The sequence below is a fragment of the Microbacterium sp. W4I4 genome, assembly GCF_030816235.1.
Taxonomy (GTDB): Bacteria; Actinomycetota; Actinomycetes; order Actinomycetales; family Microbacteriaceae; genus Microbacterium.
This window is the reverse complement of record NZ_JAUSXT010000001.1, coordinates 24,710-48,183: the sequence shown is the minus strand read 5'-3', so window position 1 is coordinate 48,183 and position 23,474 is coordinate 24,710. Positions and strand designations below refer to the sequence as shown.

Below are 23,474 nucleotides of genomic sequence, written 5' to 3'. Positions count from 1 at the left end.
AATGGTCCGTCCCCGATTCACCCGATTGCCCGCCGCTCAGCAGCAGGCGATCGTCCAGGCGGCCCTCGACGAGTTCGCGACACGAGGGTTCCATGACGCATCGCTCAATCGGGTGATCGATGCCGCCGGCATCTCGAAGGGGTCGATGTACTACTACTTCGACGGCAAGGAGGACCTGTACGCCTACGTCGCGCAGTCGGGTCTTGCCGGGCTGTTCGAGCAGGTCGGTCCGCTTCCCGATCTGGATTCGGGCGATGCCGACGCGTTCTGGTCGATTCTGAGCGACTACTACCTCCGGCTGATGCGAGTGCTCGCCGCTTCACCGCAACTGGCGGCCATGCTGCGCGGCTGGGCCGCGGCGGCGAAGAGTCCGGCGTCACAGCAGGCAAGGGAGGAGCTGGAGCAGTCCTCCTCCCCCTGGGTCGCGCAGGTGCTCGCCACCGGCCAACGGATCGGAGCGGTGCGCGATGACGTCCCACCCTCCCTGCTGATCGCCGTCGTGATGGGCATGGGCGAGGCCATGGATGTCTGGCTCATGTCGCAGGACGTCGACGACAGTGACCTGCCCGCGCTCACTGAAGCGCTGATGAGCATGATCCGAAGAGCCGTCGGGCACTGAGCGGTGGCGTCGAGAGATGCACGGTCCGACCGCCGCTGTCCGACAGCGGCAGTCGGACAGCGGCGGTCAGGCCGCGTTGCTCAGGCCGCTGCGCGACGAGGCAGCACCCAGTCCGGGCGGACGAAGTGGCAGGTGTACCCGTTCGGGTAGGTGATCAGATAATCCTGATGCTCCGACTCCGCCTCCCAGAAGGGTCCGGGCTGCTCGATCGTGGTCACGGCGCGGCCGGGCCACAGGCCGGAGGCATCCACGTCCGCGATCGTGTCGCGCGCCACGGTCTCCTGCTCGGGGGTGAGCGGGAAGATCGCGGAGCGGTAGCTCGTGCCCACGTCGTTGCCCTGACGATTCTTCGTCGACGGGTCGTGCACCTGGAAGAAGAAGGCCAGGATGTCGCGGTAGGTCGTCTCAGTGGGATCGAAGACGATCTCGACCGCCTCCGCGTGGCCGGAGTGGTTGCGGTAGGTCGCGTGGTCGTTGTCGCCGCCGGTGTAGCCCACCCGCGTGTCGAGCACGCCGGGCTGACGGCGGATCAGATCCTCCAGTCCCCAGAAGCAGCCGCCCGCCCAGGACGGCGGTCTCGGTCCCGGGGTCGCGGGTGATCTCTCCGCTGTCGTCGATTCCGCTTGTCATGATGCCTTCTCCTCGTCTCCGGCCGCCTCGAACTGCGCCCGGAACTGTCCGTATCCCTCTGCATCGAGCTCCGACGCAGGCACGAAGCGCAACGATGCGGAGTTCATGCAGTACCGCTGCCCGCCGGCCGCAGCCGGCCCGTCGTCGAAGAGGTGACCGAGGTGGCTCTCCGCTCCGACCGAGAGGACCTCGGTGCGGATCATCCCGTGCGAGTAGTCGTTCTTCGCGCGGACGGCATCCGCCTCGATCGGCCTGGTGAAGCTCGGCCAGCCCGTGCCGCTCTCGAACTTGTCGATCGACGAGAACAACGGCTGTCCGGAGACCACGTCGACGTAGATGCCGTCCTCGTGGTTGTCCCAGTACTCGTTGCGGAACGCCGGCTCCGTGCCACCGTTCTGCGTGACGTCGTACTGGTGCGCGGTGAGACGGCTCAGCGCCTCGGGGGTCTTGCTGTACTCGTGCGACATGCTCTCTCTCCTTCGTCGGCGTCGCTGGCTGCGGCGTCATAGGGGATAACGCGGCAGTCCCCCGGATTGGTCCCGCGAGAGTATGAGTGGGCTGTGAGTTCGGGATGAGACAGAAGACCCCCCGCCGACCGTGAGGTCTGAGGCGGGGTCCGGATGCTTCTCAACTGCCAGACGGATTCTCCAGCAGTTGCGGGTCTGGTTCAGCGTCCTGATCGCGACAGAGGCTCTGACGACCATCGGCGTCATCGGTGTTGAACATCACCTGCACCGACCCTGGGATGCGATCGAGCGCCGGGAGCGATCCGCCGGTCTGCATCCATATACCGAAGCCCGCTATCCCGAACAGACCGACGGCCCCGACGCCGACGTGTGTACGGGTCGTCGTCTTGATCCACTCATTCATCGGCTGCCCCTCTCGCGGGGCGCACGCGGCGACTTCTTGTCGATCCAACCGACGAAGTGGACGTCGTCCAGCGCGTCCGGGTCGAGCGAGTTGTGTCGGAACCACATGCGACCTCCGACACGGCGCTCGAGCCTCCCGCTTTCGACGTGCAGCCGTCGGCGCAGCGGCGTCCCGTCGGCCAGACTGGCACTGATCCGCAGGTCATACCAGGTCGTGTCGTCTCCGCCTCCGGGATGCTCGATCGCCCGCTCCAGTGTGCCGACGGAGACGTGCCCGTCCGCGAAACAGGCTGCCACCCGCCGCCGGGTGGCGATCAGATGCGTGGTGACGCCGCACGCGGTGACGCCGGTCGTGACGCCCCAGACCCCCCAGAACAGACTCAGGGTGTCGATGCCGGTGATCCCGGCCCACACAGCCAACGCGATGGAGGCGATCATGGCCAGGATGGCGAGCGTGAAGCCGACGAGGAGCGTCGTCATGCCGATGGCCTCGATCGTCGCCCACCGCCGGATCCGCACCCGCGTCTCGGAGGTGTGCGCCGCGGCCATCCAGTCCCGGATCTGCTCGTCGGTCGAGAACAGGTCCGGCAGCGAGGCGGAGATCTCCCGGAAGATCATGACGCGCTTCTTCCGGTCTCCCGACGAATCAGCCGAGCTCATCTGCCGCATGGCCTCCCCTTCCGTCAGATCGGTGACCGCCCGCGCTCGATCGTCCGATACGACCTCGTCAGGCGTTCGCGGGATCGCATGATGCGCCTCTTGCTGTTCACGTTCTCGCATGGAACGTGCTCCCGATCACAAGAAGCCCATGCCCGGCAGGCTGTGAGATCGAGTTCGTCCGGCTCGACGCCAGGTCGTTCGGCTCCGCCGCGTCGGAGCGCCCCGACTCGGAGCGGAAGAGGTCGCGGCGAGAGGTCAAGCGCGCTCCACGTCGGGGTCTGTGACAGCGGCCTCTGCCCGGGGCATCCCGTATGGCTGCGGCAACTGCCTTCGGATGCTTCCGAACTGCTCAAGCGAGCTGTGGAAACGACGAAGCCCCGGTGAGAGATTCTCTCACCGGGGCTTTTTGTCGGGCTGACAGGATTTGACTCTAGGGCTGAAGATGAGCGAGATTCCGCGATTTTGCCGGGCTATGGCGGTTTCATGCTCCGATGTTGATACCACCTGTTGAGGCTATCCCGACCGACGCGTTACGTTCATCGCTTCACTGCGACCTAAGCGGTCACACCCACTACCCGCATCGTCACCCATATGCGTCGAGTTACGCCGTTAGACGGCGGCCTGCGCCCGCCTGATACGCACCAAACGTTCGCCATCGATGGCCTTGACGATTACTCTTCCTCGTCCGGGATCTCCGCCGAATCGATGAGGGCGATCCAGTCGTGGATGATGCCGATCGCTGCCTGAATGCGCGTCACGCCCACCGTTGCGGCCTCGACCGGCTTCTTCATGTCGCGCGACTGCTTCTGCAAGGGAGCGATCGATGAGACGAAGCCAGACAGTTGACTGTCAACGGTGGTCGTCACCGCGTCGAGATCGCGCAGCTGGTTGAAGAACGACCTGAACTGCTCGATCGCCTCCGGATCAGCGGCAATCTCTTCGGGCGCGGAATCGATGATGATACGCACCCCCTCGTCGACGGCAGACACCTTCATCGCGAAGGCGATTCCCGCTTCCTTGATCCGATCCGCGGGTGCCTGCAGTTCGCCTGCAATCTGTCGAACGAGCGTGAGCCTTCCTGCGAAAGTCCTCGCCCGGGGATCCACATTCATTTCAGCGGTGCGGGCCTGTGCGATCTCCCCCATCTGCTTCAAGCCCTCGTTCGCCTCGACAATGTCATCCATCCAGAGGTTTACGTTCTCTTCCATCTCAGCGAGCTTCTCGAGACGCCCGGGTTCGTCGTCCGCCTCGTCGCCGTCCGCCGCGTCGTCACTCTCAGGAAGCGCAGCGGCTTCGGCGAGGTCGGCTGCTTCGTTGGCCCGCTGAATGCGCTTCGCCATCTTCTCGAGCGTCTTGCTGTACTCGGAAGATCCACGCTCGTCGTGACGCAAGTACGTCCAGTCCTCCCACTGGCGATCCTTGACGATCTGTACGAGCGGATCTGTCGAGGCTTCTTCATCGAGTTCACTGCTCGGCACCCACAGAATCGGAAGCAACAGCCCCTTCAGTCCTTCCTTGGACGTACGCTCGGCGAAGCGTTCAAGCTCCGCCCGGCATGCCGCGCTCTTGAAGTAAGCCGGCGTGATGACGGGGATGAAGAAGGCGACGGTACCGAGGTTGCTGTGGATGACCGACTCCCACGCGTCTCCCCACGCCAATGAGTCCCGGTCAAGGAACAACTCGACGCTCGTGCCAGTAACCATCTCGTACTGACTTTTCAGATCACGCCCCAGCTGCACGATCTTGCCGAATGATGCGTCGTCGTCATTGTGAACATAGGACCAGAAGCCGTCATTGGATGCCATGCTCGCAGCGTAGCGGAGCGGGTAGGCCGCTTGGCCCGCTAGTCTGCGATTTAAGCGTTCCCAGTAGCGTGATGTGTCCGTTTACCCGCACGTATTGAGTTCCGCCGTTAGACGACAGCCTCTGCCCTCCCAGGTGTATCTCCGCAGCGATATGGCATCCACCCGACGAGGAGTGTCACCGTGTCCCCACAGCCCGCCCCGAGTACCCGCCGCCCGCGTGGCATCTCAGCGCCTTCTCCGGCAACGCTGTCCCGTGCAGAGACCCCGCCGCCTGCTCTTTCGTAGATCACGCCGCCACTCGCAGAGGGATTGAGCGCATCCTTGAAACACCGATCCGCCGCCGCACACCGCCCGTTGACGCCCACTACATGTTGATACCAACGCCCCATGAAAGAGGTCGGAATCCTTGATTTCTCGCGGATTCCGACCTTAAAGTCGGGCTGACAGGATTTGAACCTGTGACCCCTTGACCCCCAGGCGTCCAAACTTCGTAATCTGGTGCCGCTTCCGCGTAGTTCTGCGGTTCAGGTCATGCGGAGCACGTCACGAGATGCATGGATCTCATGGTTCTGGTCCCCTTCTGGTCCCATTGACGGGCGATGGGAGTCCGCATGGTCCGGGTTCTCCCAACTGCGGATCGCGGTCCTACAGGCACTACTCTCTTCTTGAGAATGGTACGTCGGACCTTCTACCCGTCTTCCTCAGCTCTTGTCGTAGCTCCTGGAACCCGCTCATTCCCTCGCGAAGCTAGCCACATTGTGTGTTCACGGCTGATGGCTTCCTCAGCATCAGCCACTGCTTGTGCCCACTTTTCCGGGACGATCGCAGCCAAAGTCTCTTCTTGTAGCGCCAGTTCAACAGCCGCCACACGGTATGCCGAAGTCAGTTGAGAGTGCTGCTTGATTGCCAGCCAGGCTGCACCCGATGCGACGAGCGCAGCGATGATTCCCGCGAAGTCGATCAACCTGTCCGCCTGAAGCGCAAGCGCAGCGGCCACAACGGCACCGAACTCTCCTACAAGAAGGGCATACCGACCGGCGGTCGCCCATTTGGCATTCGACCTAGCCTTACTCGAATACCACTCGCGCTGGTCCTTTGTACGCGACGCGAGGTACACCTCACGCCTCACGTCGAAGCTGCTGGAACGTAGTCCCTTCATTGAGGCGGTAACGACCAGCGGCTTGGAACTGAGGTCAAGACGATCCCTTCCTTTGTCCAAGACTTGCGAGATTCTCATCCGCAGGAGCGAACCTGCTTGGTCGTCGTCCAGGGTGAGTGGGAATGGCTCTCCACCTACCGCGTAGCGCCAAGCAAGCGTCTTGGTCGATTCTGCGATTGCGCGACCCGCGTACCAAGCGCGCTCTGGCTGAAGTGTTATGAGCAGCACTTCCGACACGCCTGCGGCGAAGAAGGCCGCGAGCATAATCCACCCCAACCACTGACCTTGCGATGCGATTATCGCGATTGCACCCGCCAGCGCAGCGACAAGGAGCGAGATCAAGCGGATGGCGCTAAGAGCGAGATAGGTCCTTTGCCCCGTTCCCGAGGCTTGGTCAGCGGCGTCATGAACGCCAGGGAGCTCCATCGCTTGCTCACCACCGATCAAGCCATTGGTTCGATGTGGTCTCATCGCGTACACGTACTCATCGTGTTGGTTGGCATGGAACGCCCTCGGGAGCTGGCAGCGATGGCTCGTTCAATCGCATCGTCAAACTGGTTCACATCCGCGGGTTCAAACCAGTTAAGAATCTCGGCGCCGTACTCGGTCAGGCCGTCAGGTACAGGCGCGTCGGGATCAATTCGAATGCCGATAATCCCCTTTCCCTGCCCTTTGCTCCATTGGATTTCTTTCTCAACCCAGTCACTCTGAGCCGTTTCCTTCCCGATGAGCACGATCGTTGCCGATGAGCCTGTGATCTTTTCCCTGATCTTTCGGCTGATGTAGTCAGAGTCTTGGCTCTTAACCGGGTCGAGGAGGTGCCGACCGGTGAAGTCCACGTTGACGTTCTTGTTGTGTGTCATCAGATTGAGGCCTCGCGCCTTCATTTGATCATCGTGCTGGTAGCTGATGAAAACTCGACGAGTCATGCAACCTCCTCTTCTGGAGCGAGAGTGGCCATTTGCTTACAGAGGGGGCACCTCTTCAACAGGGCGCCGCTCTTGATGAGGTATCCACACACCCGACAACGCCATTTGCGGCTCTTGGAGCTGTTTGGAACCTTGGAGAGTTCAGCGTCAGTCTGGTAATAATCGTCGGCATCGTCCCAAGTGAACCCGCCTTCTCTCGCCCATGACGGGTAGGCGTAGCCCGATCTTGCTCGGGCGAAGCTTTCGATTCGGGTCACCTCGCCGAGATACTCCTTCGTACGGTCGGGACGCTCGTCGCAGAGAGACCGAAGTGAAGCGACGGCCAACGCATCGATTGGCTTCATCGTGCGAAACGGCGCCGAGCAGAGTGTGGCCAGCGGTTCAGGCAGGTCGGTCGCAAGGATCGGGTCGATGAAGCGCACCGTATCGGCAGCGAGCGCGTAATCGCGGTTGACCGCTCCTTGAGTACCTTCGGTGTACCAGCCCAAGTGGTAATAGCCTGAAATGACTCGGCCTTGGTGTTTCTTACGTGTAGTGAGGAAAAACACAGTCGCTGCACCATCGTGGACAATTCGATTCCGCATCCCCGGCTCACACGTTGAGAACAGGCCGTATGTGCCAGTTTCGATGTTCGGGTCGCTCTTGTTGTCCGCAGGTCGTGTGATCTCACGAATCGGCCAGCGTGCAAGGGACTCCGAGAAGTAGACCGACAGATAACCGCGGCCAACGTCATTGAGTTCACGCCACGGCTCGCCAGGGCGACGCGCCGCTGTGCCTCCCATGTCGATCCCATCGTCTCGCATACCTTGATGCTAGGGGTGACCTCTGACACCACCTTGGAGCCACGCTGGGCAGAGCGAAGGAGTTGGCGATGTCTGCTGCTAGCATCATCATCCGCCCCGGTGCCGTCATCGTCTTCGAGGGTCTCGACCAGACCGGAAAGTCGACACAGCTAAAGCGTCTTCAAGCCGCGGTACCTGCGAACTCAACTGTGTTTGCCCACATGCCAAGCGGCTTCACCACTTTTACCAAACAGGTTTACACGGCATTGGAGGGCGTGGCTGACGCTGAGAGGCCGCGATCAGGGCTTGCACAACAACTTGCCCATCTTGCTTGTCATGCAGAGGCGATCTGCCATCTTGAAGAAGCAGTCAGGACACAGTCCTTGATCCTCGACCGCTGGTGGTGGTCGACACTCGCGTACGGATGGTACGGCGGATCAGTCGAGCAATCAGGCTTATCCGAGTCGAGTTTTCGGGAGCTTGTCCATACAATTTGGAACCCGATCGTCCCCTCCGTTGTGTTTATTTTCCTTGAGCCCCATCTTGTTGACGACAACAACACGCAAGGTGTGAAAACAGGCTACCGAGCGCTCATCGACGAGCATCACGACCTCACGGTCATCGTTCCGAGCGCTGGCGAGGACGCAACCCATACGTTGATCACTGATGCTCTACTCGCCCGCGGGCTCGCGTCCATCGCCGAGGATGCGTGAAATCCGCCGTGACCGTGTACAGGGATGTCCAGACCGCCTTCGTTGAGGAGCTGAGGTGCATCCTCGAATCTGGTGAAAACGTCGAGGTCCGTGGCTATTCAACACGTGAATTACTGGCACGACTCGTCGAGATCTCCGATATTCGTTCTCGTCAGGTCATCGTCACGAATCGCCACAACAATGTCTTTGCGTCGATTGCGGAAAGCATGTGGGTGATCTGCGGACGAAACGACTTGGAGTATCTCGGAGCGTATCTGAAGCGCGCCTCGGAATTCTCAGATGATGGAACTACGTGGAGAGCTGGCTACGGCCCGCGTATCCGGAACTGGAACGGAATCGATCAGATTTCGGAAGTTGTCAGAATTCTTCGCGCTGACCCTCTATCACGGCGTGCGGTCATCGGCATCTACGATCCTGATCGCGATTTTGTTGAAAGCCGCGACGTTCCGTGCAACAACTGGCTACATTTTTTGGTTCGGGATGGGAAGCTCCATCTCCATGTTGCGGCACGCAGCACGGACATCTGGTGGGGATTTTCCGGCATCAACGCCTTCGAGTGGACGGTGCTGTTAGAGATGATGTCCCGCTGGCTGGGCTACGAGCCCGGACACCTGGTCTTCTTCAGCTCCTCCATGCACCTGTATGAGCGACATTTCGACAGAGCTGAGCGCGTCGTGAACGCGAATCGGGAAACCGTAGACGGAGGCTCCAGTGGAGTCCGTGCTCTCTTCGACACGGACTGGGAGGATTCGGCCGGAGAGTTGCGGGAGTGGATGCGATTGGAGAACGGGTTGCGGTCAGGCGAACGCTTAGTCGATCTCGAACCGTCGCTTACTGATCCCCTCCTGCTCGCCTTTATTCGAATGATCGAGCTTTTTTGGTCAGCCCAGAACGGGGTGGAGCGCAATGTGCTCAACCGGCTGGTCCAAGGAGTCGGGGACCATGATCTTGAGGCCGCTGCTGTCGAGTTTCTGGGACGCTCGCGCCGCGGAGCTCATTGAGACGCGTTCATTGATGCCCCATTTGGGCGGGAAAAATGGAAGCTTTGGATTTCCTTGAGGAAGGAATTGCTGTTTGATGCGAATGCGGTTCCCGACTCCTCGTACGTTGGGGTGCATGACTCTTGCGTACTTGTCTGTTTCGCAGAAGAGATTCTGGCAGTCGATGAGGGTCAATGCACGACCAAACAGATCGGGGAACGCGATTCCGTTCTGCTCAAACTGATCCGCTTGAGTGTCGACCATCCAACGTATGACATCTTCTGCCGATGCCTCGCCTAAATCTGGGAAGCACTTCTTGATTCCACTGCGTGCGCCAGGCCCAGGAACTACAAAATCGTTCTCATCGAAGTCGATGACGGTCGTGTAGTTGAAATCGATCGCAAGCTGGTACGACAAGAATGGGCCCAGGGAAGGGAACGACGAAACGGTTTCAAAGACCTCACGGAGCGATGTCGCCGCGGCTATCCGACCCGCGACCCCGGCGTGCATCATGTGATCGATGAGCAGCAAGTGATTGCGGTGTTTCCTGACTGCTCCAAACGGCGGCGGCGGGACGATATAGGCCGCTGAGTAGATCCGTTCGCCTTCTGAAAGTAGACGGTCCAGGACGCTATCGAAGGCATCGACGTCAAACGAATCAACCGATATCTCGCCAAACCGCGATTCCAACGCCGCCCATGTCGATGGTTTGTTGAAGAATCTGAACAACATGACACGAAACACGAGGTTCTCCGCATCCTGAGGTCCCTCGTATGCGACACGAATCAGGTCCTGTGAGACGCGGTCAGCTGCGCGGTAGGCATTTGTGAAGCGGAATCGTGAGATGACCGGGTCATCCGTCCAGGGTCCGGGTTCGCCAAGCAGCCGCGCGCGATAGACATTCTGCCGCTCAGCAGCGAAACGCCAATACGACGCTAGAACGTCTGAAGCTTCGACGGTATGGCGTCCGACCTTAACTCGCCTCATCCGAACCTCCTGTTCCGCAGACTGATTTTAGAGTGTCATGAAGCCACCTGCCCGGCTCGTAGACGCGCCATAAATACGCTAGGAAGCCCCGAGATCCCCTAATGGCCGCTGTTCTGCGCCATCAGCAACCACCGGATGCATGTGCCGTTGCCATCCTCTTGGTGCGCCCTCGCCCTTCACGCCCATTGTGCACTGGTTGTGCGTGGCTGACGTCGCCTGTTCCGGCGCTCCGCATTCCGCACCCTAAGAAGGGATCACGGCTGAGACCGGCCCGATCACGATGAACTTGAGCGCATTCCAGATGCAGACAAGAGCAACGACGTAGAGCCAGTGGGGCGCTCTCCCGTCGACGAGCGCAGTGCAGACGCTCGCGGCGAGAAGGTACGGGATTGCGAGGAGCATCGCGGGCACGCCCCACTTGAGCCCGGCGGGTTCGAATCGCGTCAATCAGGATGTTGGTGGGCATGTACCTGCGCATGAAGTTGCGGAGGTGAATGCTGATAACCCAGATGATTCGAAACATGACAACGGTCCTCTCATGGCTCGCCAACGTTGAACCTTGGAGGACTGCCCTGCCATCGCGCGGGCGATGGCGAACATTGAGTGTGTCGCCTGTTTCCAAGGGTACGCCGAACCAACGACATAGGAAAGGGCGGTGCCGCGCACCTGCACGGTGATGACTGGCTGTGAAGGAGCCCGATGATGTCTTCCCTCTCTTCCCTCGGACACGACGAGCGGAGCGCGCGTACCGTTCTCTCGCTCGTGGCCGCACCAAATGATCCGTCGACCGGTCGTCTCCTTGCCCGAGTCGGCGCTGTCGAGCTGCTGCGCCTCGCTGATTCTGATAGTGCGGTGCCCGGCCTCGACCAAATTGCAGCGGCAGTATGGCGCGAACGCTTGCACGCTGTGAGCCGCTCCGAGACCTTGGCCGCACAGATGGCCGCCTTCGAGCGACCAGGCCTCCTGGTCCTGATTCCGGGTGAGAAGGATTGGCCAATCGCCCTCAACGATCTTGGAGCACGCACCCCATATGCGCTGTGGACGCGTGGCGAGACTGCGCTTCTGGCCAAGCCTCCCGCCGACCGCATCACGCTGACCGGTGCGCGCGCCTCCACCGCGTATTGGGGACCACATGGCGATTGAACTCGCCAGTGACCTCGCGCTCAGTGGCCGTGTCGTCGTCGCTGGCGGTGCCTACGGTATCGAAGCAGTCGCACACCAGTCGGCGCTGTGACCGGTGGAAAAACGATTGCAGTCCTCGCGGGTGGGGTCGATCGCGCATACCCTGCCGGACACACGGATCTGTTTGCGCGTATTGAGCAACAAGGTCTCCTCGTCTCTGAGGTTGCACCGGGTGTTGCACCAACACGGCAGCGCTTTCTCGATCGTGGCCGGATTATGGCCGCGCTCTCCTCGACGACGGTGATCGTTGAGGCGGGGGCCCGGTCAGGATCGCTGCGTGTCGCCAACGAAGCAGTGGAGCTTGGTCGCTCAGTCGGTGCGGTTCCTGGCCCCGTGACGAGTGCCGCCAGCTATGGCTCCAACATCCTTCTCCGCTGCCGAACAAGCCACCGCCGTCCTCAGCAGAGACGCCCGTCCGAACACTTCAGGACGGCCACGGCAAGGCACCGGACGCGGGCTATGAGCGGCTCAGTCGTGGGTTTCCACCGTTTTGGTCCCCTTGTCCACAGACAGGGCATCGCGACGGATGCTGTCATCCACAGGTCGACCACGCCTTCCGGACCAGGGGGACCAGCGAAAATGACGCTCAGAAACAACAAATCCCTGATGAAAATTGCTTCTCATCAGGGATTTTCTGTCGGGCTGACAGGATTTGAACCTGCGACCCCTTGACCCCCAGTCAAGTGCGCTACCAAGCTGCGCCACAGCCCGTGGCAGTCCGCGCTTTCGCGCGGGCAACTCCACTATCCTAGCCCACCCGAACGGCCTCCGCGAAACAGCGTGGACCGGGCGTGGCGCACAGCATCCGTTGCCGATGTCCGTTCCCGCGCGTAGCGTGCCAGCATGGCCACGATCACCACGGAACGCGCGACGATCACCAGGTGGGATGACGTGCAGCACTCGCTCTCCGGCGGAGGAGACGGGTACGGCTGCCAGTGCATCTGGCCGGTGGTGAGAAACAAGGACTGGGAAGCGACGAACCTCGAGCAGCGCAAGCAGATGCTGCACGACGAGATCGCCGCAGGCCCTCCACCCGGGCTCGTCGCCTACGTCGACGGTCAGGCGGCCGGCTGGATCCGCGTCGGTCCGCGCACCGTGCAGACCCGCATCCTCCACACCAGGGCGATCGCCGCCGCCACCGACGAACCTCTCGACGACCCGAGCACCTGGGCCGTCACCTGCTTCGTCGTGCGCCGCGAGTTCCGCGGCATGGGTCTGAACGCGCAGCTGCTCGACGCCGCGATCGATTATGCGAAGGAGTCGGGCGCACGGCTCATGGAGGCGTATCCCGTCGACACCTCGGAGGGAGAGCACCGCTCCAACGACCTGTTCCACGGCACCCTCTCGACCTTCCTCTCCCATGGATTCCAGCAGGCGGAGCCTCTCACCCGAGGACGCGTGCTCGTGGTTCGCGAGCTGAAGTGACGCGCCGCGCTACCGTGAAGCCATGACTGCACAGCATCCGTCCCTCGATGACCCCGAACTCGGCCGACTCGTCCGCGGCGAGAGCGTCTTCGACGACGGCACCTTCGCGGTCCATGACTGGTACGTCGGCAGCATCCCGTACGGCGATTCCGAGATCGAGCTGATGATCGACGGCACCGACGCCGCTGCCGTGCAGCCGCTGCTCCCCAGGCTGCGCACCGTGGTGGCGGATCTCGACATCATCCGCCGCACGGCTTCGGATGCCGTCGTGACGCAATTCAGTGATGTGGAGCCCGAACCGCACGAACTCGATGAGGGAGCGCAGGACCTGCGCCTGGAGGCGATCGAAGCCACCGCCGACGGCACGTTCGTGCTGCACTTCGCCGACACCTGCGGCGAGCACTTCCCCGACGGATACTGGCCGGCCGCGCACCTCGACGGCGACTGCGCGGTCACGGCGGTCACGGTCGAGTCGTGAGCAGCGCCCCCACCGCACCGGGAAGGAGCGGCGCGCTTCTTCCCGGCGACATCCGAATTCTCGAGGTCGTGGCCTGGGTGCCGTACGTCGCGCTGTCCGTGATCCACGTGCTGTCCCTCGCGTTCGGCAACCCGCTCGCCGGGCCGACCAAGCTGGCACTCATGCCGCTGCTGGCATTCGCCGTTCTCGTCACGGCCCCACGCCTGCGCCCGCGCGTCGTCCTCGCTCTGCTGCTGGGCGCCATCGCGTTCTCCTGGCTGGGCGACGGCGCGGGCACGTTCTTCCCGGACGGCCCGGAACTGCCGCTGATGCTCCTCTTCTTCGGCATCGCGCACATCGGCTACATCGTGGTGTTCCTGCGCTTCGCGCGCATCCGCCGACTGCCCTGGTGGACCCTGGTCTACGCCGCCTGGTGGGTCGGGATGCTGGCGACGCTCGGCCCGCACACCGGTGCGCTCTTCCCCCGCTGTCGCCGGTTACGGCCTGGTCCTGGCGGGAACCGCGGCCACCTCGGCTCGATGCCACCCCATCGTCGCGCTGGGCGGTGCGTTCTTCCTCGCCAGCGATTCGATTCTCGCCTTCCGGCTCTTCCTGCCCGACGTCATGCCCGATTGGACGAGCCCGGCCGTCATGGCCACGTACACGATCGGTCAGGGGCTGATCGTCTGGGGCGTGCTCCGCTCCCTCGCCAAGCGGGAGTCGCGATGACGGATGCCGTGAAGCCGGTCCGCGTGGACAGCTGGCTGTGGGCGATCCGGATCTACAAGACCCGCTCAGCCGCCACCACGGCATGCCGCGCGGGGCATGTGCGTGTGAACGGCGAGAAGACCAAGGCCGCGCAGACGGTGAAGCCCGGCGACGAGGTGCGGGTGCGCATCGCCGGCTTCGACCGGATCCTCACCGTGAAGCAGACTCTCGTGAAGCGGGTCGGCGCGCCGATCGCCGTGACCGCCTACGACGACCGCACACCTCCCCGCGATCCGGTCGCCATGCTCGGCGTGCGCGATCGCGGTGCGGGCCGCCCGACCAAGCGCGAGCGCCGCGAGATCGACCGGCTGAGGGGCCGAGAATCGGATGACGATTGAGTTCTCCACAATCTCGAAATCACTACCCTTTTTCGTAGTTTTGTTCTAAACTGGAGGCATGACCAAGGACGTCTCCACCCTCATCGCACAGCGCGTGGCGCTGTTGGATGCGTGGAGTGCGAAGCAGCGGCAGATCGCCGTGCTGCAGTCCGAGGCTGCCGGGTTGCTCGCGCAGCGGTGGGCCCTGATGGAGGACGAGATCGAGGCCGCTCCCCTGCACCGGGAGGTGATCATCCGTTCGATGATCGCGGAGCACTCCGCGGCCGGGCACGTTTCGAAGGGGTCGATGGAGTTCGCTTTCTCCGACGCGCGGATGCTGGCCGAGGAGTTCGACCTCACTCGCGCTGCGTTCCAGGCCGGGCGGCTCAGCCCGGGGCATGTGCGGGAGATCATCCGGGAATCGGATGCCGTGCGCGAAGCCGTCCGCACCGGAACCGTCTCCCCCGACACCCTCGCCCTGTACGAGGCTGCCGTGCTGGAGGTCGCCGAGCACGACACCCCGGCCCGCACCAAGACGCATGCCCGGCAGGTCGCCGCGGCTCTTGCAGGCCTCACCATCGTCGAGCAGCACAAGAAGGCCGCCGAAGAGCGCGCGGTCACCATCCGCTCCGTCGGTGACGGGATGGCCCTGCTGCAGGCCGTGCTGCCGGAGCACCTCGCTGTCGGCATCATGGACCGGCTCACTCAGATGGCCAGGCACCAGACGCAGCATCCTGAGGACCGCACTCCGGTCCTCCCGCCCACAACCCCGGAAGAGGCCGGATGGAATGACGAGGAAGAATTGTTCGCCGAGGCTCAGGATGACCGGCTCGTCGACGCGATCTTCGCCGGGGACACTTTCAGCATCGACCCGCTTTCCCGTCAGGAGTGGGACGACATCGAAGCCGAGGCCGCCGTGATCAGAGATGCCCATGCCGTCGAGGCCGACCTGACCACGGACCCTCGATCCAACCCCGACAGCCCGCTGATCATCCACATCCCCGACGACACCCGCACCATGGACCAGCGCCGTGCGGACCTGTTCGCCGACCTCCTCCTCGCCAGCGCCCCCTCTACCGTGCACGGCACAGGACTGGACAACATCCACGCCATCATCCAGGTCACCGTCGCCGCGACCACCCTCACCGGTGCCGACGACCTGCCTGCTGAGCTCGACGGACACGGCCCGCTCCACCCCGACGCCGCGCGCGCCCTCGCCGGCGCCCGCACCGGCTGGACGCGTCTGTTCCTGGGCCCACGCGGCTTCGTCACTGAGACCGATACCTACACCCCCACTGAGCCCATGCGCCGCTACCTCCGCGCCCGTGACCAGCACTGCCGGTTCCCCGGCTGCCGCCGGCCCATCCACTACTGCGAGATCGACCACAACCACGACTACGCCCTCGGCGGACGTACCGAGATCGGCAACCTCTCACATTTCTGTCTCGCCCACCACACTCTCAAGCACCCGTCCATCCCCGACGAGCACCGCTGGACAGCCCGACAGCTTCCCGATCAGACGGTCACGTGGACCAGTCCGACCGGTCGGGAGTACACCGACCCCGCGCGCCGACGCGTCATGTTCGTGCCGTCCGACGAAGCGGATACCGAGCCATCGGCAGCGGAACCACCGGACACCCGACCACCCGGCTCATCAGCGTCGAACCGATCACCGTCGAACTCACCGACGTCGAGCCCACCACCGGACCGACGTTTCACCTTCGACAGCACCACCGCACCGGCGATGGCCGGCGCACCCTTCTGACCGAGCTCGCGAGTACCGATCGGTTTCAGGGCCCGTCCGGATGCTCCCGCGCGGCGAAGCAGTCCTCTGCGTGAATCCGTGTCGGGTCCTCAGACGAGTTGTCCAGGATCTCGCTCGCGTGCCGCCACGGCTCGGCCGCAGCGAAGTAGAGCCGTTGTCCATCGACGTATCTGCGCATGCTGGCGTGCCGATGATCAGGATGGCTGCCGTCTCTGACCGCCATGCGTGCAGCCGTCACCGCGAACGGCACATCGAGGAACACCGAGAAGTCCCACAGGCTCCTCAGCTCGACGCGGTGCAGGAACATCCCCTCCACGAGCACGATTCCACCTGCCGCCCTGGCCGCCGCCACCGCGCCGAGCAGCGACGCATGATCGTAGGTGTCCAGCCAGAACCCCTCCGGGGAGTTCCGGCCCCTCGCGTGACGGATCTCGGGCGGGTTCAGGTGATCGTCCGCATGCACCACCCTGACCGGCATCGGCTGCAGACCGTCGGCGAGTCGCGCGGCGAAACGGGTCTTGCCGCTTCCGTCCACACCGTCTATGCCGACCACCACTGCGCGGCCCGAAAAGGCAAGATCCCGAAGACGCTCGATGATCGATCGAACCCGGTCGCTCACCGTGACGCCTCAGCCCAGCACGCCCAGCAGCCAGCCCGCTGAATGGACTTCCGCGCCGAGCTCCTCCACGCGCGCCCGCAGGCCACGATCGCTCGTCACGACCGTGACCCGGGAGCCACGGGAGAGCAGCCGGCGCGACTCGTCGACGATGGCGTCGTCGCCACTCGCATCCGCCCGCACGACATCCACCCGTTCGTGCACGCCGCGATGACCGTCGGCATCCGGGATCGCACGCGCCTCGCCCTCGACCACCAACGACACCCGCGGGAACCAGCGGTACGCCTCCAGGCTCAGTTCGTCCGCAGCCACCCCACCCGGGGCCCAGGAGGACAACCGGTCGCGCAGCCGCGTGGCCGCACCAGGCCGGTCCTTCCACCACCCGTCGGGCACCGAGCCGACCACGTTCGCGGCATCCACCACGATCACCGGACGCACGGGCAGCAGCGACCTCAGCATCGGCCAGGCCGACCCGAAACCCGGATGCAGGGGACGCTGATCCACCTCGTCCACCGGAACCCACTCCAGCGCCAGGCTCTCCGGGTCGCTGATCACTGGCTCGAACGGCTCCACGACATCCGCGACGACCGTCGTGTACGACCAGATCCCGAGATCCAGCACGCTCGCGAACCGCGCCCGCATGGCGCCGTCCGGGATCCCGGCCTCTTCCTGCGCCTCGCGCAGCGCGCCGGCCAGCGGCGCCTCACCCTCGTGCAGCGCCCCACCGGGCATGCCCCAGGTGCCGCCGAAGTGGCTCCAGCCGACCCTGTGCTGCAGCAGAACGCCGCGCTCGGCATCCACTGCCAGCAGCCCCGCGGCCCCGTATCGGCCCCAGTACTTCTCCCCCGTCGGGGCGACGACCCAGGCGTCTCCGCTGTCTCTCGGGCCGTCAGGACGGCGCGGCTCACCGGGAGCTGGAGGGATGATCGTCACCCCTCCAGCTTTTCACAGCCGCATCGCGCCGCGGCGACGAAGACGAAGTGAGTCAGACCCCGGGCGTGTAGCGGAGCACATCGGTGTCCCGCCGGACGAACCCCACGGACTCGTACAGCCGCTGCGCGGCCTCCCGCGACGGTCGCGAGGTCAGGTCCAGCGTCCGCAATCCGCGTTCTCCCGCGAGCCGTGTCATCCGCTGCAGGAGAAGCCGGGCGATTCCCTGCCCGCGCATCGACTCGTCGACCGCCACATCCTCCACCATGCCGCGGATGCCGGTGGGCAGCGGGAAGGTCACCATCGTCGCCATGCCCACGATCCTGCCGTGATCACGGACGACGAGAATGTCGGTCGCGTCGTGACTGATCATCGACTCCACGCGTTGCGCGTCGAAGACCGCGGTCGAGGAGAGCTGACCGAGCAGATGCCGGAGATCCTCCGCGTCCTCCGCGGTGAGGCCCCGAAGCATCTCGACCTCGCGCTGCATCCCGGTCATCCGATCAGCCCTCCCCCGGTCCTCAGCGGACGCCCGCCTCGGCGCCGGCGCGCAGCCGAGACGCGGCGAGCTCCTCGGCGGCCTGCAACGGCGTGACACCGCGCTCCTCCGCCCCATCCAGGATCGTGCGCACGGTGTCTCCGATGCCGGCCACCCGAGCCATGATCTCCTCGCTCGTGCCGATTTGCTTCGCCTCGAGATCCAGGTAGATCACACCGCCCGCATTCACGACGAAGTCGGGGGCGTAGAGGATGCCGCGATCCGCGAGGCGCGCCGCTCCGGAATGCGAAGCGAGCGGGTTGTTCGCCGGACCGCACACGGCCTTCACGCCCAGCGCGTCGATGACCTCATCGGTCAGCACGCCGCCGATGCCGGCCGGCACGAACACATCGCCGGCGACCAGGTGCTCGCTGCCCGGCTCGACCCACGTCGCGCCGATCTCGGTCGCGAACGCCCGTCGTGCGGGGTTGATGTCGGTGACGGTCAGCTGAGCGCCCTGCTCGGCCAGACGCGACGCCAGACGACCACCGACCTGGCCGAGACCCGAGATCGTCACCCGGCGTCCCTCCGGGGAGGCCGATCCGGTCACGCGCTCCAGCACCGCCTGCAGCGACGCGTAGACACCCAGGCTCGTGGGGCCTGCGGGCTCGCCGGAGCCGCCGACGGTCGAGGGCAGACCCACGACGTGCTGCGTGCGCTCGCTGACGGTGAGCATGTCATCCGTGGTTGAGCCGACGTCCTCCGCCGTGCGGTACCGGCCATCCAGCAGCTCGACGGCATCCCCGAGATCGAGGAACGCAGCACGACGGCGATCCGCATCCAGCGTCTCACCCGGCTCCAGGCGGATGACGGACTTGCCGCCACCGGCATCCAGGCCGGCCGCGGCGTTCTTCAGCGTCATGGCCGCGGAGAGCCGCAGCGCGTCGCCGAGCGCGTCGCTCCAGTGCGGATAGGTCCACAGCCGCGCTCCGCCGAGGGCGGAGCCGAGCACGGACGAGTGCAGTGCGACGGTGATGAACAGGCCGCTGCGCGGGCCCGTGATCACCTCCACGCGTTCGTGGGCGAAATCGGGCAGGGGCAGGGTGTGCGTCATCGCAGTCTCCTTCGGCAGGCCTCGTGGGCCGGGCGGGAACGGATGCCGGGATCATGGCATCCGCTCCCATTCTGCCTCAGAGTGCGTCAGCGCTGGCGGCGCTCCCTGACGCGCATGTTGATGACGATCGGCGTGCCCTCGAAGGAGTACAGCTCGCGCAGGCGGCGCTGGATGAACCGGCGGTAGCCCGGGTCGAGGAATCCGGTCGTGAACAGCACGAACGTCGGCGGACGCGTGATCGCCTGCGTGCCGAACAGGATGCGCGGCTGCTTGCCTCCGCGCAGCGGGTGCGGGTGCGCGGCGACGAGTTCGGTGATGAATGCGTTGAACTTGCCGGTCGGGATGCGGCGATCCCAGTTCTCCAGTGCACGCTCCAGAGCCGGAACGAGCTTGTCGAAGTGCCATCCGGTCTTCGCCGAGATGTTCACCCGAGGCGCCCACGCGACGTGCGCGAGGTCCTGCTCGATCTCGCGCTCCAGGTAGCGGCGCCGATCGGCGTTCTCCAGGTCGTCGTCCGACAGGCGGTCCCACTTGTTGAACGCGAGCACGAGCGCACGGCCCGACTCGAGCACCATGTCGATGATGTTCAGGTCCTGCACGCTGATCGACTGGCTCACATCGAGCACGACGATCGCCACTTCGGCCTTCTCCAGCGCGGCGGAGGTGCGCAGCGACGCATAGAAGTCAGCGCCCTGCTGCAGGTGCACGCGGCGGCGGATGCCTGCGGTGTCGACCAGGCGCCACATCTTCCCGCCCAGCTCGACGATCTCGTCGACCGGGTCGCGGGTGGTGCCGGCGAGGTCGTTGACGACCACGCGCTCTTCCTTCGCCGCCTTGTTCAGCAGCGAGGACTTGCCCACGTTCGGTCGGCCCAGGATCGCGACGCGGCGCGGTCCGCCGATCTCGGCCTTGGCGACCGCCGACACCTCGGGCAGCTTCTCCATGACCATGTCCAGGAGGTCGGCGACGCCGCGCCCGTGGATGGCGGAGACCGGGTACGGCTCGCCGAGACCCAGGTTCCAGAGCGCCGCGGCCTCGGGCTCCTGACGCGCGTCGTCGATCTTGTTCGCCACGAGGAAGACCGGCTTGCCGCTCTTGCGCAGCATCTTCACGACGTGCTCGTCGGTCGAGGTCGCGCCGACCTTCGCGTCGACGACGAACAGCACCATGTCGGCCAGGTCGATGGCCACCTCGGCCTGCGCGGCCACGGAACGGTCGATGCCCTTGGCATCCGGCTCCCAGCCACCCGTGTCGACGATCGAGAACCGACGGTCCATCCACTCGGCCTTGTAGGTGACGCGGTCGCGGGTGACGCCGGGGGTGTCCTCGACGACGGCCTCACGGCGGCCGAGGATGCGGTTCACGAGCGCGGACTTGCCGACGTTCGGGCGGCCGACGATCGCGACGACCGGCAGCGCCGGCATGTACTCGATGCCGTCCTCGCCGCGGGTCACCCCGTCGAGCAGGTGGGCGTCGTCTTCGTCCAGGTCGTAGTCGGAGAGGGTCGCCCGCATGAGATCGGCGCGCTTCTGGGCGAGCTCCTCATCCAGGTCGGCCATCTTCTCGGCCAGGTCGTCCGGACCGCCTTCGTAGTCGTCTTCAGCCATGGTCAAGCTCCTTATCGGCATCGCGCCGGTGCTCGATCACTGCGAGCACGGCATCGATTGTCTGCATGAAATCAAGTTCTGTCGAGTCGACGACATCCACGCCCGGGGCGGCGTTGAGGAAGTCGACCACGCTGCTGTCGGAGGCGTCGCGCTTGTGCAGCGCCTCGGCGACGGCCGCCGCGTTCTCGCCCGCGAGCTCCCCCGCACGGCGCGCGGCCCGCACCTCGGGCGCGGCGGTCAGCAGGATGCGCACGGGCGCATCCGGGGCGACGACGGTCGTGATGTCACGACCCTCGACGACCACCGCGGGATAGTCGGCCTCGGCCACGATCCTGCGGAACATCTCGTTGACCTGCACGCGCACCTCGGGCACGCGCGCCACGCCGCTCACGGCGGCGGACACGCGCGGCTCGCGGATGGCGTCGGTCACATCGGTCTCCCCCACCCGCACGCGGCGGTCGTCGGGGTCCAGGCCCTGGTTCAGGGGGAAGGCGGATGCCGCCGAGCGGACGGCATCGGCATCCGCGGTGTCCGCGCCCTGCTCGAGCACGTGCCAGGCCAGGGCGCGGTACGCGGCCCCGGTGTCGAGGTAGCCATAGCCGAGCCGGCGCGCGATCGCCTTGGAGACGCTGGACTTGCCGGAACCGGCCGGCCCGTCGATCGCGATGAACTTGCGCGCATCGGTGTTAGACAGGTCAGTCATTGGTGTTCCCCGCAATCCGCCAGCCGCGTTCTTCCAGGCCCTCGATGGCGCCGCGCAGCGCGGCGGGCGCGACGCTGATGTCGGCGAGGCCGAACTGCGCCCCGGGAGAGTGCTCCAGGCGCAGGTCCTCCACGTTCACGCCGAGCTCACCCAGTTCGCCGAACAGGCGTCCGAGCTGACCGGGGGTGTCGTCGACCATGACGACGAGCTGCTCGAAGCGGCGGTTCTGACCGTGCTTGCCCGGCAGGCGCTCCACGCCCTCGTTGCCCTGGCGGATGGCATCCGCGACCGCACGTCGGGCACCGGGTGCGTCGGGCTCGCGCAGCGCGCTCGTCAGCTCCTGAAGGTCGGCGGCGAGTGCGTCGAGCACCTCCACCACCGGCTCGGCGTTGGCGCTGAGGATCTGCACCCACAGCTCGGGGGCGGATGCCGCGATGCGGGTCGTGTCGCGCACGCCCTGCCCGGCCAGAGTCAGCGAGTCCTCATCGGCGGATGCCAGGCGTCCGGCCAGCAGGCTCGCCACCACCTGCGGCACGTGCGAGGTGATCGCGACCGAGCGGTCGTGCTCCTCGGGAGTCATCTCCAGCGGCATGGCACCCACGTCCAGCGCGAGGGCCTCGACGACGGCCAGGTCTGCGGCGCGGGTCTCCTCGTCGCGGCACACCACCCACGGTCGCCCGATGAACAGGTCGGCGCGCGCGGAGATCGCCCCGCCGCGCTCACGGCCGGCCAGCGGGTGCGAGCCGATGTAACGGGTCAGGTCCACTCCGCGTCGGCGCAGCTCGACGAACGGCGCGAGCTTCACGCTCGCGACATCGGTGACGACGGCTTGCGGGTATGCGACGAGCTCGGCCTGGATGACGTCGGCGGTGACATCCGGCGGCACGGCCACCACGATCAGGCTGGGGCTGTCGTCCTCGCGCGCCGCACGTCCCGCGCCGTAGTCGATCGCCAGTCGCAGCTGCGACGGCGACGCGTCGGCGAGCACGACGTCGACATCCTTGGCCCGCAGTGCGTGGCCGATGCTGGATCCGAGCAGACCCGCGCCGACGATGCGCACGGTGCCGGATACGCGCGCAGCACGTCCGTTCGTGGAATCGCTCACTCGGTCTCCTGCGGGTCGTCGTCTCCGGCGGCCGCAGGAGAATCCTGGCGCGACAGAGTCAGCAAGGCGCCACGTTCGATTTTACTCAGCTCCCGGGTCTGCCCGACCGGGAGAGTTCCCAGGTGGAGCGGACCGAACTGGCGGCGCACGAGATCCTCGACGGGATGCCCGACCTCGGCCATCATCCGGCGCACGATCCGGTTGCGCCCGGAGTGCAGTGTCAGCTCCACCAGGCTCGCGCCACGGGAGACGTCCAGCAGCCTCGCCTTGTCGGCCTTGATCGGACCGTCCTCCAGATCGAAGCCGCGGGTCAGCTTCGCGATCGTCTGCGCCGTGACCTCTCCGCTCACCTTCGCGATGTACACCTTCGTGACCCCGAACGACGGGTGCGCGAGCACGTGCGCGAGGTCGCCGTCGTTGGTGAGGATCAGCAGTCCGCTGGTCTCGGCATCCAGCCGACCGACGTTGTACAGCCGCTCCGGCCAGTCCTCCGTGTACCGGCGCAGGTCAGGACGCCCGTTCTCGTCGCGCATCGTGCTGTAGATGCCGGTGGGCTTGTTGAGCATGACGTACCGCTTGGACACGTCCAACTGAACGGCGGTGCCGTCGACGTCGACCAGATCGGTCTCGGGGTCGATGCGCCTGCCGAGCTCGGTGACCGTCTGCCCGTTCACGCGGATGCGGCCTTCGACGATGTAGTTCTCGATCACGCGGCGGGATGCCACGCCCGCGTTCGCGAGCACCTTCTGCAGGCGGACGCCCTCTGCTTGTCCACCCTCTGCTTGTCCGTCCTGGGCCCCCTGGGCTTCTGAGCCGGTCATCGGATCACTCCTTCATCGAATCCTTCGGCCCGGAATCCAGTCTCGGCACCCTC

Annotated in this window: 26 protein-coding genes, 1 tRNA gene and 2 pseudogenes; 11 read left to right on the top strand and 18 right to left on the bottom strand. The window is 65.0% G+C overall.

What is annotated here, in order from left to right; translation table 11 throughout:
* Position 1 precedes the first annotated feature (1 nt).
* Positions 2–619 (top strand): TetR/AcrR family transcriptional regulator, encoded by a 618-nt coding sequence (locus QF046_RS00255; RefSeq protein WP_307365007.1) that lies wholly within the window; start codon positions 2–4, stop codon positions 617–619.
* An 80-nt stretch (positions 620–699) separates the two neighbouring features.
* On the opposite strand, the pseudogene msrA reads toward QF046_RS00255, so the two are convergent.
* The 8 genes and pseudogenes from msrA to QF046_RS00215 form a co-directional block, all read right to left on the bottom strand.
* Positions 700–1,249: pseudogene (gene msrA, locus QF046_RS00250) on the bottom strand (peptide-methionine (S)-S-oxide reductase MsrA).
* Positions 1,246–1,716 (bottom strand): peptide-methionine (R)-S-oxide reductase MsrB, encoded by a 471-nt coding sequence (gene msrB, locus QF046_RS00245; RefSeq protein WP_307365004.1) that lies wholly within the window; start codon positions 1,714–1,716, stop codon positions 1,246–1,248. The pseudogene msrA and the gene msrB overlap by 4 nt, the downstream one beginning before the upstream one ends.
* A 160-nt stretch (positions 1,717–1,876) precedes the next feature.
* Positions 1,877–2,119 (bottom strand): hypothetical protein, encoded by a 243-nt coding sequence (locus QF046_RS00240; protein ID WP_307365002.1) that lies wholly within the window; start codon positions 2,117–2,119, stop codon positions 1,877–1,879.
* Positions 2,116–2,736, bottom strand: coding sequence for a hypothetical protein (locus QF046_RS00235; protein WP_307365000.1), 621 nt, complete (start codon positions 2,734–2,736; stop codon positions 2,116–2,118). The genes QF046_RS00240 and QF046_RS00235 overlap by 4 nt, the downstream gene beginning before the upstream one ends.
* A gap of 713 nt (positions 2,737–3,449) precedes the next feature.
* Positions 3,450–4,583 (bottom strand): toll/interleukin-1 receptor domain-containing protein, encoded by a 1,134-nt coding sequence (locus QF046_RS00230; protein WP_307364998.1) that lies wholly within the window; start codon positions 4,581–4,583, stop codon positions 3,450–3,452.
* Positions 4,584–5,271: 688 nt separating this feature from the next.
* Positions 5,272–6,213 (bottom strand): DUF4231 domain-containing protein, encoded by a 942-nt coding sequence (locus QF046_RS00225; protein ID WP_307372601.1) that lies wholly within the window; start codon positions 6,211–6,213, stop codon positions 5,272–5,274.
* Entirely contained in the window at positions 6,210–6,671 is a 462-nt protein-coding gene (locus QF046_RS00220) for a TIR domain-containing protein (RefSeq protein ID WP_307364996.1), read from the bottom strand. Before QF046_RS00220 ends, QF046_RS00225 begins: the two co-directional genes overlap by 4 nt.
* Positions 6,668–7,474: a rubredoxin-like domain-containing protein gene (locus QF046_RS00215; RefSeq protein ID WP_307364995.1), complete on the bottom strand. Its 807-nt coding sequence runs from the start codon at positions 7,472–7,474 to the stop codon at positions 6,668–6,670. The genes QF046_RS00220 and QF046_RS00215 overlap by 4 nt, the downstream gene beginning before the upstream one ends.
* A 68-nt stretch (positions 7,475–7,542) precedes the next feature.
* Here QF046_RS00215 and QF046_RS00210 point away from each other — a divergent pair, with 68 nt between their 5' ends.
* Positions 7,543–8,166 (top strand): hypothetical protein, encoded by a 624-nt coding sequence (locus QF046_RS00210; RefSeq protein WP_307364993.1) that lies wholly within the window; start codon positions 7,543–7,545, stop codon positions 8,164–8,166.
* Positions 8,163–9,167, top strand: coding sequence for a thymidylate synthase (locus QF046_RS00205; RefSeq protein ID WP_307364991.1), 1,005 nt, complete (start codon positions 8,163–8,165; stop codon positions 9,165–9,167). The genes QF046_RS00210 and QF046_RS00205 overlap by 4 nt, the downstream gene beginning before the upstream one ends.
* On the opposite strand, the gene QF046_RS00200 is transcribed toward QF046_RS00205, so the two are convergent.
* Positions 9,048–10,133 carry a nucleotide kinase domain-containing protein gene (locus QF046_RS00200; RefSeq protein ID WP_307364987.1) on the bottom strand — a complete coding sequence of 362 codons (1,086 nt, stop codon included), beginning with the start codon at positions 10,131–10,133 and terminating at the stop codon, positions 9,048–9,050. The two genes, QF046_RS00205 and QF046_RS00200, sit on opposite strands and share 120 nt — an antisense overlap.
* A 699-nt stretch (positions 10,134–10,832) precedes the next feature.
* On the opposite strand from QF046_RS00200, the gene QF046_RS00195 reads away from it, so the two are divergent.
* Both QF046_RS00195 and QF046_RS18235 read left to right on the top strand, forming a co-directional pair.
* Positions 10,833–11,276 carry a hypothetical protein gene (locus QF046_RS00195; protein WP_307364984.1) on the top strand — a complete coding sequence of 148 codons (444 nt, stop codon included), beginning with the start codon at positions 10,833–10,835 and terminating at the stop codon, positions 11,274–11,276.
* A gap of 87 nt (positions 11,277–11,363) precedes the next feature.
* Positions 11,364–11,987 (top strand): DNA-processing protein DprA, encoded by a 624-nt coding sequence (locus tag QF046_RS18235; RefSeq protein ID WP_373425636.1) that lies wholly within the window; start codon positions 11,364–11,366, stop codon positions 11,985–11,987.
* On the opposite strand, the gene QF046_RS00190 is transcribed toward QF046_RS18235, so the two are convergent.
* Positions 11,953–12,026: transfer RNA gene (locus tag QF046_RS00190), tRNA-Pro, on the bottom strand. The genes QF046_RS18235 and QF046_RS00190 overlap by 35 nt on opposite strands.
* Positions 12,027–12,158: 132 nt before the next feature.
* Between QF046_RS00190 and QF046_RS00185 the strand changes: the two genes are divergently transcribed.
* The 6 genes and pseudogenes from QF046_RS00185 to QF046_RS00160 all read left to right on the top strand — a co-directional run bounded on the left by QF046_RS00185 (position 12,159) and on the right by QF046_RS00160 (position 16,047).
* A complete protein-coding gene (locus tag QF046_RS00185; RefSeq protein ID WP_307364982.1) occupies positions 12,159–12,740 on the top strand; it encodes a GNAT family N-acetyltransferase in 582 nt (193 codons plus the stop codon).
* A 22-nt stretch (positions 12,741–12,762) separates the two neighbouring features.
* A complete protein-coding gene (locus tag QF046_RS00180; protein ID WP_307364981.1) occupies positions 12,763–13,218 on the top strand; it encodes a hypothetical protein in 456 nt (151 codons plus the stop codon).
* A gap of 161 nt (positions 13,219–13,379) precedes the next feature.
* Positions 13,380–13,616 (top strand): annotated as a pseudogene (locus tag QF046_RS00175) (lysoplasmalogenase family protein); the annotation flags it as partial.
* Between the two features lie 52 nt (positions 13,617–13,668).
* The gene (locus tag QF046_RS00170; RefSeq protein WP_307372598.1) at positions 13,669–13,926 is read left to right on the top strand and encodes a lysoplasmalogenase family protein; all 258 of its coding nucleotides are present in this window, start codon (positions 13,669–13,671) and stop codon (positions 13,924–13,926) included.
* A complete protein-coding gene (locus QF046_RS00165) occupies positions 13,923–14,303 on the top strand; it encodes an RNA-binding S4 domain-containing protein (RefSeq protein ID WP_307372596.1) in 381 nt (126 codons plus the stop codon). Before QF046_RS00170 ends, QF046_RS00165 begins: the two co-directional genes overlap by 4 nt.
* Before the next feature lie 58 nt (positions 14,304–14,361).
* Positions 14,362–16,047: an HNH endonuclease signature motif containing protein gene (locus QF046_RS00160; RefSeq protein WP_307364978.1), complete on the top strand. Its 1,686-nt coding sequence runs from the start codon at positions 14,362–14,364 to the stop codon at positions 16,045–16,047.
* Positions 16,048–16,072: 25 nt separating this feature from the next.
* On the opposite strand, the gene QF046_RS00155 is transcribed toward QF046_RS00160, so the two are convergent.
* From QF046_RS00155 to QF046_RS00120, 8 genes are all read right to left on the bottom strand, one after another.
* Entirely contained in the window at positions 16,073–16,666 is a 594-nt protein-coding gene (locus QF046_RS00155) for a uridine kinase (protein ID WP_307364976.1), read from the bottom strand.
* A 9-nt stretch (positions 16,667–16,675) separates the two neighbouring features.
* Positions 16,676–17,596 carry an NUDIX domain-containing protein gene (locus tag QF046_RS00150; protein WP_307364974.1) on the bottom strand — a complete coding sequence of 307 codons (921 nt, stop codon included), beginning with the start codon at positions 17,594–17,596 and terminating at the stop codon, positions 16,676–16,678.
* Between the two features lie 52 nt (positions 17,597–17,648).
* Positions 17,649–18,092 carry a GNAT family N-acetyltransferase gene (locus QF046_RS00145; RefSeq protein WP_307364972.1) on the bottom strand — a complete coding sequence of 148 codons (444 nt, stop codon included), beginning with the start codon at positions 18,090–18,092 and terminating at the stop codon, positions 17,649–17,651.
* A 22-nt stretch (positions 18,093–18,114) separates the two neighbouring features.
* Positions 18,115–19,185, bottom strand: a complete 1,071-nt coding sequence (locus QF046_RS00140; RefSeq protein ID WP_307364969.1) for a Glu/Leu/Phe/Val dehydrogenase family protein — start codon at positions 19,183–19,185, stop codon at positions 18,115–18,117.
* A gap of 86 nt (positions 19,186–19,271) precedes the next feature.
* Positions 19,272–20,792, bottom strand: coding sequence for a ribosome biogenesis GTPase Der (gene der / locus QF046_RS00135; RefSeq protein WP_307364967.1), 1,521 nt, complete (start codon positions 20,790–20,792; stop codon positions 19,272–19,274).
* A complete protein-coding gene (gene cmk, locus QF046_RS00130; protein ID WP_307364965.1) occupies positions 20,785–21,495 on the bottom strand; it encodes a (d)CMP kinase in 711 nt (236 codons plus the stop codon). Before cmk ends, der begins: the two co-directional genes overlap by 8 nt.
* Positions 21,488–22,600: a prephenate dehydrogenase gene (locus QF046_RS00125; protein ID WP_307364962.1), complete on the bottom strand. Its 1,113-nt coding sequence runs from the start codon at positions 22,598–22,600 to the stop codon at positions 21,488–21,490. Before QF046_RS00125 ends, cmk begins: the two co-directional genes overlap by 8 nt.
* Positions 22,597–23,421 carry a pseudouridine synthase gene (locus tag QF046_RS00120; RefSeq protein WP_307364960.1) on the bottom strand — a complete coding sequence of 275 codons (825 nt, stop codon included), beginning with the start codon at positions 23,419–23,421 and terminating at the stop codon, positions 22,597–22,599. Before QF046_RS00120 ends, QF046_RS00125 begins: the two co-directional genes overlap by 4 nt.
* Between the last annotated feature and the right edge of the window lie 53 nt (positions 23,422–23,474).